The following is a 13,858-nucleotide window of genomic DNA, read 5'->3' as shown; positions in this document are numbered from 1 at the left end:
TCCTTTTATACTTCATTCCACCTGAGTCAAATTCAAAACAATAAAAAATTTCCTTCTTACCTGGACATACTAAAAGAAATCTATTGAAGGAGCGGATACAAGTGAAAGTGGATGATAAGGAAAGGAATCAGCTCAGCCAGGCCATCGACCAATTGTCAGAAGGGCTTGACGCCTTTATCGAGCTGTATAATGAATCGGTGGAAGACAAGCCCCTGCTGCAGTTGACAGAAGCAAATGAAGGATTGTTAAGTAAAGCCATCATCAAGTACGGAGGCGAAGAGGTGAATGGGAAAGTGAACAAAGTGATCGCTGAACTGCTTGAGTGGCTGCCTCTTGATGACGTAGAGACTGAAGGGAAAGAGACTGAGGATGCTGGCGAGGAATAGATTGCTGGCTGCCTCAGCCAAATGGTGTAATCTTATTGCGTAAATGTGGAAGGCGCAGAGCACTGAACACCCGGCTCAAGCGGGTGTATTTGTACCAGGTATAACGCTCCTGATTTAAATTTAGGGGAAATTTGCATGAAGAGTGAACATTGACTCTTACAGCACATGCTCACTTAGATGCTAAAGCGGTGGTATGAAAAAACTGGGTCATCTTTTTAGAATAAGCATAACGATAAAGGTAATAGCACTAATGAGAAAGGAAACCCTCTGGTGTACTTCATTGGAGTAGTGGTATTCCTTGACCGGATAGTTGGTGATGATGCCATTTACATTGAGATTGCGCAGTGTCCGAGCGGTCCCTGGATCTGAAACCGTCCAGGAAAAGACATTCAGGTTTCGTTCTTTTGCCTGCTTCATGAAGCCTGCATCAACCAACGTAGATTGAGGGGTAATGAAAGAGAGAAAGCCATCAACCGCCAGCATGTCTTCCTCAGAAGAGTACTCTGATGCCGCTACAATTAGGCCAGTAGGCACAGTTGGGAGCAATCTATGAAATTCCTGAATGGATTGCTTATCAAAAGACTGTACGATTAAATTAGGAGGGGGTTCACTTGAGGATAGCCGGTTTGATAAAATTTTCGCCAACTCTTCTTCCATATCAGGATAAATGGAAGGATGTTTAAGTTCAATCAGAATACCAGTCCTGCCGTTATACCGGTCAAGTATGCTTTCAAGCGAGGGGACTCTTTCTCCCTTGAACCATGGGCCGAACCAGCTGCCCGCATCCAGGGAGGCTAATTCAGAAAAGGTAAGATTTTTCACTCTCCCTGTTCCGTTCGTTGTACGATCCACAGTCACATCATGCATGGCAACCAGCTTGCCATCCTTCGTCATTTGAACATCCACTTCTATATAATCTGCTCCAAGACTGACAGCAGCATCAAAGGCAGAAAGAGTATTTTCAGGCGCTAAAGCCGAAGCACCCCTGTGGGCAACAATCAATGTCCTTCCGGTTTTCTCAGCGGCTGAAAACTGGGCCATTCCGTTAAGAAAACAGAACAAAGAGAAACTGAGAAACAATGAGAGCAATATTTTGATAACGCTTCCTCCTTCCCTTATTTTCAAACCCTATATAACTAAAATATGCAAAATTGGGACGGATGGTCAGGGGGTGATACCCATTTTTTCTTACAATTTCAATGTGTGACACCTATTTTTGAGTGGGGTTCAAAAAGCGGGATATGAGCCCGGCTCAATCCAATCATGTTAAAAGGCTCTTTTCTAGAGGATTGCTGCTTTTGGATGCTATTTTATCCACCACCATCTTTTACTTAGAAGGATTGGAGCGGAAATCCTATCCTCTTAAAACAACACAATCTTTGCGAAAGCCACCTTTTAAAAAGCTTTCCCCCATTATTAGTTTTGTCTGCCTTCCTTTTGTCATAGAAATATCTAGAGAGGGAGGCGGGGAAATGAGAAAGCAACTGAAGACAGTGCTGGAGGAAAGAATTTTAAAGTTTGTTGATGGCGACGGTTTTGAAAAGATTCAGAGAAAGAATGAGTTATTAAGAGACAGGCAAGGCGAGATTGTGAAGGTTGAAGGAATAGGAAAAGTTGAAACGATTGCTGAGGTTGAAAATGGAAGCCGTGTGGATTATACGGTTCACCTGAAATATCTCATCAAACAAAAAGGCTTCCTTCATATTGAAGAAGAAATAGAGGCGAGAGAGGCTTTTTTTTATGGAGAAGAGCTGGTGAGTGACGATGAGCTGCCGGTTAATTACAGCCAGCAGGTGACACCCACTATTAACCTGCGCGAACAGGAAGAGGAGGAGAGTGACCGGTTGTCGTATCAATACGACCGGTTGAAGGCCGTTCAATATGCAGAGAAGTGGTGGAATAGTTATAATCCTGCTTATAAAAAATTTGAAGTCGACTGCACCAATTTTATTTCCCAGTGCCTTCATGCCGGCAACGCACCCATGAGGGGCTACCCGAGCCGAGGCAAGGGGTGGTGGATGAGAAATAACAATTGGAGTTTCAGCTGGTCAGTAGCTCATGCCCTTCGAATGTATCTGCCCTCTTCCAATGCAGGATTGAAAGCCAGGGAAGTGAGCAGTCCGGATGAGCTCAAGCTTGGGGATGTTATCTGTTATGACTTCGAGGGAGACGGCAGGTACAATCACAACACCATTGTGACGTCCAAGGACGCCTTTGGGATGCCGCTTGTCAACGCCCATACGACGAACAGCAGGCTCCGGTACTGGAACTATGAGGACTCGACTGCCTACACGCCCAACATCAAATACAAATTCTTCACAATTGAGGATAATGCCTAGAGTGTTGTTCTCAGAAAAAAAACAGTGGTATAATGTCACATAGAGTTTATTAACGAGGTGACGAATAGTGGGTATACATGTAGTACTATATCAACCAGAGATTCCGGCTAACACAGGCAATATTGCGCGAACTTGTGCAGCGACAGACACGACCCTGCATTTGATCAGGCCATTGGGCTTTTCAACAGATGATAAGATGCTGAAGAGAGCAGGTCTTGATTATTGGCAGTTTGTAGAGATTGTTTATTATGATTCCATTGAGGAATTTTTTGAAAAGAATGCGGGCGGAGAGTTCTTCTATCTTACAAAATACGGCACGAATATTCACTCCGGCTATGATTATACCGGCAAGGATAAGGATTACTTCTTCATCTTTGGAAGAGAAACGACCGGGCTGCCCGATGACATCATCGAGAACAACAAGGACCGCTGCCTGAGAATTCCGATGAATGATAACGTCCGTTCCCTGAATCTTTCCAATACCGCTGCGATTCTAATATATGAAGCGCTGCGCCAGCAGGATTATCTCCATTTAAAATAGGATTTTTTACAAGGACCGGTTTTCCGGTTCTTTTTTATAGGCTGTTTTCGCAAAAATTGTGACTTCTTAAACAAAATGGATTTCCACTTCAGGCATACGACTCCGCGGGGCGGGCGGTGAGCCTCCTCGGCTGCGCCTGCGGGGTCTCACCTGTCCCGCTAGTCCCGCAGGAGATCGTACGCCTTCCGCTTCAATCCTCCTACGTAAAGGGGGATGAAGATAAAATATCATTCTAAAACACCAATTAATTAAAATTTAATTATAGAGCCTTTTTATAAAAATAAGAAAGCATTGGTCCTGGGAACTGGATATAGCCAGCGTCTCTGAATCCAGCGCCCGAGGGTCCATACCCACTAGAACGGACTTAGCCCCTCAGGATCAATTCACCCTTGGAGAATATAAGGAAAGTGCGCTTTCTTTTTCTCTTGAGAAAATTTACCTCTCTGGATTGGTCAGGACGCTTGCGCTCTTTTACTTGTATAGAAAAAAGGAGAAGCTTAACATAGAGGATATAAAAGATGTCATGGAGGTCGAAATGAATACAACTATCGAAACAATTTTATCTCATAAGTCTGTCCGAAAGTTCAAGGATGAAAAACTGACAAGGGAGCAGGTGGAAACCCTGATAAGAAGCGCTCAGGCAGCCTCTACTTCCAGCATGATCCAGGCGTATACCATCATTGGTGTGACGGATCCTGGTAAGAAAGCTGAACTTGCCGCCATTGCCGGCAATCAGAGCTATGTAGAAAAGAACGGCCATTTCTTTGTGTTCTGTGCCGATCTTTACCGTCATGAGGTAATTGGTGAAAAAGAAGAAGCGAATGTAGCCCATTCACTCGAAAGTACAGAGAAGTTTATGGTGGCGCTGATTGATGCTGCTCTTGCTGCACAAAATGCAAGTGTTGCTGCTGAATCAATGGGATTAGGGATTTGCTACATCGGCGGAATCCGAAATGACCTTGGGGCTGTCTCTGAAGTCCTTGATATTCCTGAGAGAGTCATTCCTTTATTCGGTCTGGCAGTGGGTGTTCCTGATGAAGACAACGATCTTAAGCCAAGAAGGCCGCTGTCTCATGTGTATCATGAAAATACGTATCGTTCTGACAAGGAAACTGTGGCAAAAGAACTGGAAGAGTATGATGAAACGGTGGCCAGCTATTATCATGAACGGACGAATGGACAGAGAGTTGATACATGGTCAGCGCAGATGGCGAGAATGCTTTCAGGTAAGAAGCGTATGTATATGAAAGAGTTTGTTGAGAAGAAGAAATTTGATTTGAAGTAAGTATCTTGTAATCTGAAAAAACCCCTTGCCGAGTGACGGCAGGGGGTTTTTAATCAGTCTTTGTTTGTGCCAGGCTTGTTATTGTAGCCGGCTGTAAAGATCGCTGAAAGGAATGCGGCAGTAACGCCTAAGATTATAATTGTACCCATATCTATGTAATCCTCCTCAATAATTGTTTCGAAGTCAATCCTTCTCTTAGTATAGCCTATTTCCCTGCTGATGTGAATGTTAAGCCTGATATTTTTCTTCTATATTATGACAACATTTCAAACACGAGTCCCATTTTTCTATAATTAGCATGATTGTCTCTTGGCGGGCATAGAGTATAATAATCGCTCTCAACAAGTGACAGGGGAGGTCCTTTATGGATATTTTAAAAAAGATTGAAGGCTATCGTGTAGAAGAAGAAAAGTTAAAATGGGAAGGCACATTTGCTGATTACCTGAACATTATCAAGGAAAGACCAATTGTAGCTCAGTCAGCACATTCACGTGTGTTCAATATGATTAAAGATGCAGGGGTAGAAGAAGTTAATGGTGTTAGGAAATATAAATTTTTCAGTGGTCAGCTGTTTGGACTGGAAGAGGCTTTAGAGCGTCTGGTGGAAGAGTATTTCCATCCAGCTGCGAAACGCCTGGATGTCCGGAAGAGAATTCTTCTGCTGATGGGGCCGGTCAGCGGGGGGAAATCAACATTAGTGTCAATGCTGAAAAGGGGAATCGAGGCGTATTCGCGGACAGACAACGGTGCAGTTTACGCGATTAAAGGCTGCCCGATGCATGAAGATCCGCTGCATTTGATCCCGCAGCATTTACGGGCTGACTTTTATGAAGAATATGGCATTAGAATCGAAGGCAATCTATCACCGTTAAATACGATGAGAGTTGAAAAAGAATACAGTGGAAGAATGGAAGATGTTCTCGTGGAAAGAATCTTCTTCTCTGAGGACAAGAGGGTCGGTGTCGGTACGTTCAGCCCGTCAGATCCTAAGTCACAGGACATTGCCGACCTGACAGGCAGCATCGATTTTTCCACCATTGCCGAATATGGATCGGAATCCGATCCGCGTGCCTATCGATTCGATGGCGAGCTGAATAAAGCAAACCGCGGACTAATGGAATTCCAGGAGATGCTGAAGTGTGATGAGAAGTTTCTGTGGCACTTGCTGTCATTGACACAGGAAGGCAATTTTAAAGCAGGAAGGTTTGCGCTCATTTCTGCAGATGAGTTGGTAGTGGCTCATACGAATGAGACCGAGTACAGATCATTCATTTCCAACAAAAAGAATGAGGCCCTGCACTCCAGGATTATCGTCATGCCGGTTCCATACAATTTGAAAGTCACCCAGGAAGAAAGAATCTATGACAAAATGATCCGGGAAAGCGATGTGGCGGATTTCCACATTGCCCCGCATACACTTAGGGTAGCTGCGATGTTTACGATTCTAACAAGATTGAAAGAACCGAAGCGCGGGGACATCGATCTGATTAAAAAGATGAGATTATATGATGGAGAAAATGTGGAAGGCTTCAATTCTGCAGATCTGGAAGAAATGAAAAAAGAGTATCAGGATGAAGGAATGAGCGGAATCGATCCCCGCTATGTCATCAATAGGATTTCGTCCACCATCATCAGGAAAGATATGTCGTCCATTAACGCACTGGATGTTCTTCGATCCCTGAAAGAAGGACTGGATCAGCATCCTTCCATTACACAGGAATTGAGAGAGAAGTATCTTAACTTCATTTCTGTTGCCCGAAAAGAATATGACGATATTGCCAAGAAAGAAGTCCAAAAGGCATTCGTTTACTCTTATGAGGAATCCGCGAAAACACTTATGGACAATTATCTTGATAATGTAGAAGCCTACTGTAATAAAGCGAAGCTGCGCGATCCATTGACTGGAGAGGAAATCAATCCGGATGAAAAGTTGATGCGCTCCATTGAAGAGCAAATCGGCATTTCTGAAAATGCGAAGAAAGCATTCCGTGAAGAAATTCTCATTCGTATCTCCGCATATGCCCGTAAAGGTAAAAGGTTTGACTATAACTCTCATGACCGCTTGAGGGAAGCAATCCAAAAGAAGCTGTTTGCCGACCTGAAAGACGTCGTAAAAATCACGACATCTTCCAAAACACCGGATGAGCAGCAGCTTAAGAAGGTTAATGAAGTCGTTGCACGGTTGATAGATGAGCATGGCTATAATTCCACATCAGCCAATGATCTATTGAAATATGTTGGAAGCTTATTGAACCGTTAAATTCAGAGCTGGCAGCCTTTATTTGGGGCTGCCGGCTTTCTGTTTATTATGGAGGCTGTGATGTGGGGAAATTTGAGAGAGGAGTTTAATAAAGAGGATCATCATGAGGGTTCTAGCTGCCCATAGCGAGAGGGGTTTGGAGAAAAAGGTCATCAAGAAGTGGGCTAGCTGCCCAAAGCCAGAGGGTGTGAGTGAAAAAGGTAATCAAGAAGGGTTCTAGCTGCCCAAAGTGTCAGAGTTTTGATGAAAGAGGTAACCAAGAAGGGTTCTAGCTGCCCAAAGTGCCAGGGTATTGATGAAAAAGGTAACCAAGAAGGGTTCTAGGTGCCCAAAGTGCCAGAGTATTGATGAAAAAGGTAACCAAGAAGAGTTCTAGGTGCCCAAAGTGCCATGGTTTTAGTGAAAAAGGTAACCAAGAAGGGTCCTAGCTGCCCAAAGCGTCAGAGTTTTGATGAAAAAGGTAACCAAGAAGGGTTCTAGCTGCCCAAAGTGCCAAGGTATTGATGAAAGAGGTAACCAAGAAGGGTTCTAGGTGCCCAAAGTGCCAGGGTATTGATGAAAGAGGTAACCAAGAAGAGTTCTAGCTGCCCAAAGTGCCAGGGTATTGATGAAAAAGGTAACCAAGAAGAGTTCTAGCTTCCCAAAGCCAGAGGGTGTGAGAGAAAAAGGTAACCAAGAAGGGGTCTAGCTGCCCAAAGTGCCAGAGTATTGATGAAAAAGGTAACCAAGAAGGGTTCTAGGTGCCCAAAGTGCCAGGGTATTGATGAAAAAGGTAACCAAGAGGAGTTCTAGCTGCCCAAAGTGCCAAGGTATTGATGAAGAAGGTAACCAAGAAGGGTTCTAGGTGCCCAAAGCCAGAGGGTGTGAGTGAAGAAGGTCACCAAGAGGAGTTCTAACTGCCCAAGGTCCCTGAATACTTTATTGTTCAGATGACCCAGCGCCCATTTTTTACTTTCTGAAGTTTTTACTCATAAGCAGCCAATCCCTTTAATACTTATTTATACACAGCTGATTACCCGGAAAAAGCAGGCTTGTCCATTTTATAGGTGAATGTACAATTGTCGAAATTATTTGTAAATTAATCGGCGGTTCTGCATAGTATAGAGTAATCAGCAATAGTTTTTAACTCTGTTGCTTTTCTAATTTTGGCACTCAAGACAGTATATGCAACTTTTTGTATCTTTGTGAAAAAATCTTATAAGGAGGGGAATAGAATGAGTCAAATGGATAAACATCAGTTTGTGATTTCGAAGGAAGACTGGTCCCTCCACCGCAAAGGCTATGATGATCAACAAAGACACCAGGAAAAAGTTCAAGATGCGATAAGAAATAATCTCCCCGATTTAATCTCTGAAGAAAATATCATCATGTCAAATGGCCAAGACGTAGTAAAGATTCCGATCCGCTCACTTGATGAGTACAAAATCCGTTATAATCATGATAAGAATAAACATGTCGGCCAGGGACAGGGAGACAGTCAGGTTGGAGATGTGGTAGCTAGAGACGGCTCACAGCAAAAAGGTCCTGGTAAAGGCCAAGGTGCAGGGGATCAGGCTGGAGAAGATTACTATGAAGCGGAAGTATCAATGATGGAAATCGAAGAGGCGTTGTTCAGCCAATTGGAACTGCCCAACTTGAAGAAAAAAGAACAAGACGTCCAAACGGTGGAGAATATAGAATTCAATGATATCCGTAAAACTGGATTGATGGGCAATATTGATAAAAAGAAAACGATGATGACAGCATTCAAAAGAAACGCTATAAGCGGAAAACCAAGCTTTCACCCGATTTATCAGGAAGATCTGCAATTCAGGACATGGAACGAAGTGCTGAAGCCGGAGTCAAAAGCCGTCGTGCTGGCCATGATGGACACGAGCGGATCAATGGGAGTATGGGAAAAGTATATGGCCAGGAGCTTCTTCTTCTGGATGACCCGCTTCCTCCGCACGAAGTATGAGACAGTGGAGATCGAGTTCATTGCCCATCATACGGAAGCAAAAGTGGTAACAGAAGAGCATTTCTTTTCAAGGGGAGAAAGCGGGGGAACGATTTGTTCATCTGCATACCGAAAAGCATTGGAGCTTATTGACACGAAATACCAGCCTTCTCGTTACAACATCTACCCGTTCCACTTCTCGGATGGCGATAATCTTACATCCGATAATGTCAGGTGCGTAAAGCTTGTCGAAGAGCTGATGAAGGTTTCGAATATGTTCGGCTACGGAGAGGTCAACCAGTACAACCGACATTCCACCTTGATGAGTGCATATAAGAACATCAAGGATGAACAATTCCGATACTTTATACTGAAACAAAAGGCAGACGTCTTCCATGCTATGAAAAGCTTTTTTAAACAGGAAGAAAACAAAATGTACGCATGAAAAGACAGGGAAACCTGTCTTTTTCTCTGTTAAGCTGCCTGCCGGTGCTGAACAAGGCGATCAGCTGCTTTAACGCTGTAATCTGCTGAAAGGGACAGTCCCTCTTATCGCTTTAAAGCGTAGAAGGGGACAGTCCCTCTTAGCACTTTAAAGCCTTGCAGAGGATTCCGCCCCCGGGTGCCGAATAGTATAGACATATTAGAAATGGGGGTATACAAATGGAAAACTGGGTTGAAGACCTTTTTGATGAAGGAATTCTAAAGAAAGCAGCCGGTTTTTACGGTGCAGAGATTACAAAAGCAAAAAAGCTTGGAGATTTCGAGAATTACGTATACGAAGTACATAGAGAGGGGATTCCCTATATCCTTAGGCTGACACACAGTTCCCACAGAGGCAGGGCTGAAGTGGAGGCGGAATTGAAATGGGTGAATTACCTTAACGCACAAGGTGTGAATGTATCATTGGTCAGTCATTCTATAAACGGAAACCTGGTAGAAGAAATACCAGCGGGTGATACGTTCTTCTTTGTCTGCTTATTTGATAAAGCCCCTGGGGAACCGGTCGGGGTCCAATCTGACTTATTTTCAGCTGCGCTTTTCAAAGAGTGGGGGAAAACGGTTGGAAAGATGAACAAGGCGGCAAAGGGATTCTTTGAAGGGAAAGCGCAACGGGAACACTGGTACGAAGATGACCTTTTAAAGAATATGAGTACTTACCTGTCCGAAGAGGATACAGCAATTATTAAAGAAGGAGAAGAATTAATTGAAAAACTTCATTCCCTCTCGACAGGCAGGGAGGAATATGGACTGATTCATTCTGATATACATTCTGGAAACTTCTTTTTTCATGAAGGGGAGATCCACGTCTTTGATTTTGATGACTGCTCCTACCACTGGTTTGCGAGTGATATCGCCATCCCGCTTTTTTATGCGGTATGGGCTAAGATGTCAGGAAAAGAACTGGATGAACGTTCACGCTTCGGCGGGGAATTTCTGACAAGCTTTTTGTCCGGCTACTTCGAGGAAAATACTCTTGATGAGGAATGGATTAAACGGATACCATTATTCTTGAGGCTCAGGGATATCGTTCTTTACACTGTTTTTCATAAAAAGTTCGATATGAGCAGCTTATCAGAAAGAGAAGCAGGAGCTGTTGCAGGCATAAAGAAAAGGCTGGTGAACAATGAATTGATAGTGGAACTCGATTACGAGAGCATCCTCCATAAAGTGAAATAGCGTAATTCCTTGAAAACGCACTTCCGTTATAATACTGTAACAGTAAGCAATTATACGATACAGGATGTGAATAGGATGGAAAAAAAGATAGGTTTCATAGGTAGCGGGAATATGGCAAAGGCCATTTTAGGAGGTCTGCTGTCTTCAGGGATTGCATCTGCGGAAAGTGTTACAGCAAGCGCTTTGACAGAAAAAACGATCAGCGAAATCAATAAGGAGTTCCATATAAAAACGACAAAGGATAATGTGGCCGTCGCTCAATCCTCTGACTACCTTTTTCTTGCGGTTAAACCCGATCAATATAAGGCAGTGATTGAAGAAGTGAGAGGCGCTCTAAAAGAGAAGGCTATTGTCATTACGATTGCTGCTGGTGTCACATTGCGTTCCTTGGGAGAACAGCTCGGCCAAGAAGTGAAAATTGTTCGGACGATGCCAAATACACCTTCCTTGGTAGGAGAAGGAATGAGCGCCCTTTGCCCAAATGAAAATGTGACAGCTGATGAACTGGCAGAAGTAGTCGAGCTGTTTTCAAGCTTCGGACGTGCAGAGGTGCTGGAGGAGCACTTAATGGATGCGGTTCCTGCCGTCAGCGGATCATCGCCGGCTTACGTGTTCATGTTCATCGAGGCTCTTGCTGATGGGGCGGTCAAGCAGGGGATCTCAAGGGAAAAAGCCTATAAGATGGCTGCCCAGGCTGTTCTCGGTGCTGCGAAAATGGTACTCGAAACTGAAACCCACCCAGGAGCTTTGAAAGATGCCGTTTGTTCTCCCGGAGGTGCAACGATCGAAGCCGTCAGCACTCTTGAAAAAACAGGATTCCGTGCTTCTGTCCTGTCGGCTATGGAAAGCTGTTATAAAAAATCAGCCAATCTGATTGATTAATGTTTTAACCTTTGCGGTTCTCTCGCTTTGAATGAAAAACCTCGTGGAGGAATCAGACCTTCGTTTTTTTAGAAAGCAACAGTTTATTCGAATACAGCTTTATGAAAAGAGGGATTTCCTATTATCAGGAAATCCCTCTTTGCTTATTGAAGCTTATTATTTTGAGTCAAAGGAGCTCCTGTCGCAGGGGCAAATCCTTGAAGCATCTGCTGCATATCCTGCTGCTGAAGACGCGGCACCTGATAATACTTATGCTTGTTTTGGTATAAAAAGATCTCATAGCTCATCTCAATGAAGTTAGGCACGCTGTCAGCATATACTCTGCGAAGAACAGGGTTGGTCACTTCTAAAGCCGTCATCGTCAGAAGAGAGGCTGTTGACTTGGTCAAACCAAGCATCTGGCCGGATATCTTCAAATCATTGATTTCTGGAAGACTTTCCGCTGGTTTTCTTGGCTGCGAAGGAGTAAGTCCATAAGTGACAGTGTTATTTTCGTTCATTTTATATTGCTGTGTCGGCTGAGATGGGTCCTTTCCTGTTGAAAAGACTTCAACTGCGCAATTGTAAGTTTGTTCAATAAAACTGCGCTGCTGTGTAAGAATTGTATTGAGTTCAGGGTCAGTGATATATTGCTGAAACATCAAATACTGATCCAGTACATCCACCATTGTCGATAAATTTTCATGAGCATCGAAAACTTCATGGCCGCCGTGGTTTGCTTGCGGCTGTCCTGCAGGGGATGGCTGGATAGGCATAGACATTGGCTGCTGCTGTGCTTGATTGTTTATCTGCAAATTGATGACCTCCCTGAATTCATATGTCCTATTGGGACTTCTTTATTTTGTTCAGATGCAGAGAGTTTATCCGTAAATTTTTTAGAGGAAAAGACAAAGCGATTAGCGAAATATTTATGGGTGTCTCCCATTTTAAACAGCCAGTAATGACTATAAAGGCACAATAACGGGACTAGCCGTAAAATGATTAGAAGTAAAACAGGAGAGAAAATTATGAGAAATAAGGTAATGATGATAGAGGGAAAGACGGTTAGCTATTATGTCTACGGCGATGAATCACAACCGGCGGTAATATTACTCCATGGCTTGGCGGGAAGTTCACTTTTCAGCTTCTTTGAACTAGTACAACTGCTGAAAGAGGAATTTCATCTTATTTTGATTGATCAGCCTGGACACGGCAAGAGTACTCCTTTTGGCCAAGAAGAGGATTACTTATTCTCCAGCATGGCAATATGGTATGACAAAGTATTTGAAAAAGTTATCGGCCGGCCTTTTTATCTGGCAGGGCATTCATGGGGAGCAGATGTGGCACTCCATTACACCCGGAAATTCGGCTGGAAGATTAAGGGGTTGATTTTATTGGACGGTGCCATTACTTATCCTCATTTTCAGGAGGAGATGACGTTCGATATCAGTTATAACGGATGGAAAGAGTACGTTGAAAAAGCTGAATATAGTCAATGGCAAGATGTCATAAATGAGTATCAGCTATACACAACAAGCTGGAACCAGTTAAAAGAAGAATCCCTAAAGACCATAATAAAGAATGATGGAAAATATTCTTTAGTTGCTTCTGAATTTACCATATTAGCTATTATAAAAGCCTTTTTTAAGGAACCTTTTTATTCTGCTTATCGACATATCCAGTTACCAGTTTTACTTCTTCTTGCTGAAAAACCAGAAGAATTGGAATCAGCCAGGCAGAGAGGCGTAGCCCAAATGAGAAAGGAAATTTGTGATATTTCTGTAACGAGGATCAATGGATCAGGGCATATGCTTCAATGGGATGAGCCTGAGAAGGTGGCAAGTATAATGAGAGAGTGGATAATGGGCATGTAATAAAAAAACACCAAAAATGGTGTTTTTACATCAACTTATATTTCACCGTCAGCCGGGCAGTGATTCCAATCTCCCCGGGCTGTACGGGGGCGGTGCTTTCGGCAGCCAGCACAAATGCTTTACCGGGTCCTGGAATCATTGGAATACTGGTATCTTCGTTGATTTCCAGCGGGGCAGGGCTTAGTGTCATTCCTGACGATGCTGCAAGGACTTGCGCCTTTTCAAACGCATCAGCATAAGCTTCCGTTAATGCCTGTTGATAAAAGATCCCAGGTTCCGCAATAGCGAATTGGACTCTTTCAATAATGTTAGCCCCGCTTTGAACAGCATCATCAATGACTTCACCAATTTTTTCAATGTTTCTGATGTTAACTGAAAAAACCTGCCTGACTTCATAACCTTTGAATAACTGCTTTCCATCCTGATAATCATACTGCGGATAGATTTGATAAGTCGATGTTTGAATATCCTTCTCAGCGATTCCGTTCTGCTTGAAGGAATTTAAGATGGCCGAGCTTATCTCTGTATTCATTCTTTGTGCTTCTGTTAATTCCTTATCACTGGTTACTGCTCCAATCTGGGCAACCGCCATATCAGGCCGGGCATCTATTGTTTGTTCGCCTGTGACGGTCACCGTTCTGCTGCTCTTCTTTTCCGTTACATTCCTGTATGGCTGTTGATAATACATGCCCATCA

12 protein-coding genes are annotated in these 13,858 nt (G+C 43.5%); 9 read left to right on the top strand and 3 right to left on the bottom strand.

Annotated features, from left to right (window positions below; genetic code table 11):
• The first annotated feature begins 101 nt into the window (after positions 1-101).
• The gene (locus FZC79_RS19640; RefSeq protein ID WP_187442902.1) at positions 102-386 is read left to right on the top strand and encodes a protein mistic; all 285 of its coding nucleotides are present in this window, start codon (positions 102-104) and stop codon (positions 384-386) included.
• A gap of 207 nt (positions 387-593) precedes the next feature.
• Here the strand turns inward: FZC79_RS19640 and FZC79_RS19635 are convergent, their stop codons facing one another.
• A complete protein-coding gene (locus tag FZC79_RS19635; RefSeq protein WP_187442901.1) occupies positions 594-1,475 on the bottom strand; it encodes a glycerophosphodiester phosphodiesterase in 882 nt (293 codons plus the stop codon).
• Between the two features lie 383 nt (positions 1,476-1,858).
• Here FZC79_RS19635 and FZC79_RS19630 point away from each other — a divergent pair, with 383 nt between their 5' ends.
• The 7 genes from FZC79_RS19630 to proC all read left to right on the top strand — a co-directional run bounded on the left by FZC79_RS19630 (position 1,859) and on the right by proC (position 11,309).
• Positions 1,859-2,725 (top strand): amidase domain-containing protein, encoded by an 867-nt coding sequence (locus FZC79_RS19630; protein ID WP_148948415.1) that lies wholly within the window; start codon positions 1,859-1,861, stop codon positions 2,723-2,725.
• 67 nt (positions 2,726-2,792) lie between these two features.
• Positions 2,793-3,266 carry a tRNA (uridine(34)/cytosine(34)/5-carboxymethylaminomethyluridine(34)-2'-O)-methyltransferase TrmL gene (trmL, locus tag FZC79_RS19625; RefSeq protein ID WP_148948414.1) on the top strand — a complete coding sequence of 158 codons (474 nt, stop codon included), beginning with the start codon at positions 2,793-2,795 and terminating at the stop codon, positions 3,264-3,266.
• A gap of 535 nt (positions 3,267-3,801) precedes the next feature.
• Positions 3,802-4,551 (top strand): oxygen-insensitive NADPH nitroreductase, encoded by a 750-nt coding sequence (nfsA, locus tag FZC79_RS19620; protein ID WP_148948413.1) that lies wholly within the window; start codon positions 3,802-3,804, stop codon positions 4,549-4,551.
• A 364-nt stretch (positions 4,552-4,915) separates the two neighbouring features.
• Positions 4,916-6,811, top strand: a complete 1,896-nt coding sequence (locus FZC79_RS19615; protein WP_148948412.1) for a PrkA family serine protein kinase — start codon at positions 4,916-4,918, stop codon at positions 6,809-6,811.
• A 1,214-nt stretch (positions 6,812-8,025) separates the two neighbouring features.
• Positions 8,026-9,192: a sporulation protein YhbH gene (yhbH, locus tag FZC79_RS19610; protein WP_148948411.1), complete on the top strand. Its 1,167-nt coding sequence runs from the start codon at positions 8,026-8,028 to the stop codon at positions 9,190-9,192.
• 218 nt (positions 9,193-9,410) lie between these two features.
• On the top strand, positions 9,411-10,427 hold the full coding sequence (locus FZC79_RS19605) for a phosphotransferase enzyme family protein (protein WP_148948410.1): 1,017 nt from the start codon (positions 9,411-9,413) through the stop codon (positions 10,425-10,427).
• Between the two features lie 75 nt (positions 10,428-10,502).
• Positions 10,503-11,309: a pyrroline-5-carboxylate reductase gene (gene proC, locus FZC79_RS19600; protein ID WP_148948409.1), complete on the top strand. Its 807-nt coding sequence runs from the start codon at positions 10,503-10,505 to the stop codon at positions 11,307-11,309.
• 143 nt (positions 11,310-11,452) lie between these two features.
• Here the strand turns inward: proC and FZC79_RS19595 are convergent, their stop codons facing one another.
• Complete coding sequence (locus FZC79_RS19595) at positions 11,453-12,070, bottom strand: spore coat protein (protein ID WP_148948445.1); 618 nt, start codon at positions 12,068-12,070, stop codon at positions 11,453-11,455.
• 246 nt (positions 12,071-12,316) lie between these two features.
• Here FZC79_RS19595 and FZC79_RS19590 point away from each other — a divergent pair, with 246 nt between their 5' ends.
• On the top strand, positions 12,317-13,162 hold the full coding sequence (locus tag FZC79_RS19590; RefSeq protein ID WP_148948408.1) for an alpha/beta fold hydrolase: 846 nt from the start codon (positions 12,317-12,319) through the stop codon (positions 13,160-13,162).
• A gap of 25 nt (positions 13,163-13,187) precedes the next feature.
• Here FZC79_RS19590 and FZC79_RS19585 read toward each other — a convergent pair whose 3' ends face one another.
• Complete coding sequence (locus tag FZC79_RS19585) at positions 13,188-13,850, bottom strand: SIMPL domain-containing protein (protein ID WP_187442900.1); 663 nt, start codon at positions 13,848-13,850, stop codon at positions 13,188-13,190.
• Between the last annotated feature and the right edge of the window lie 8 nt (positions 13,851-13,858).

It is taken from the genome of Rossellomorea vietnamensis (assembly GCF_008180615.1).
Classification (GTDB): domain Bacteria; phylum Bacillota; class Bacilli; order Bacillales; family Bacillaceae_B; genus Rossellomorea; species Rossellomorea vietnamensis_D.
This window is presented reverse-complemented; position numbering and strand designations above follow the sequence as displayed.

Coding starts and splice junctions, on each gene's coding strand:
- yhbH (WP_148948411.1), top strand. CDS start 8,026: ATGAGTCAAATGGATAAACATCAGTTTGTGATTTCGAAGGAAGACTGG.
- FZC79_RS19605 (WP_148948410.1), top strand. CDS start 9,411: ATGGAAAACTGGGTTGAAGACCTTTTTGATGAAGGAATTCTAAAGAAA.
- FZC79_RS19585 (WP_187442900.1), bottom strand. CDS start 13,850: ATGTATTATCAACAGCCATACAGGAATGTAACGGAAAAGAAGAGCAGC.
- FZC79_RS19590 (WP_148948408.1), top strand. CDS start 12,317: ATGAGAAATAAGGTAATGATGATAGAGGGAAAGACGGTTAGCTATTAT.
- FZC79_RS19595 (WP_148948445.1), bottom strand. CDS start 12,070: ATGTCTATGCCTATCCAGCCATCCCCTGCAGGACAGCCGCAAGCAAAC.
- nfsA (WP_148948413.1), top strand. CDS start 3,802: ATGAATACAACTATCGAAACAATTTTATCTCATAAGTCTGTCCGAAAG.
- proC (WP_148948409.1), top strand. CDS start 10,503: ATGGAAAAAAAGATAGGTTTCATAGGTAGCGGGAATATGGCAAAGGCC.
- FZC79_RS19630 (WP_148948415.1), top strand. CDS start 1,859: ATGAGAAAGCAACTGAAGACAGTGCTGGAGGAAAGAATTTTAAAGTTT.
- FZC79_RS19615 (WP_148948412.1), top strand. CDS start 4,916: ATGGATATTTTAAAAAAGATTGAAGGCTATCGTGTAGAAGAAGAAAAG.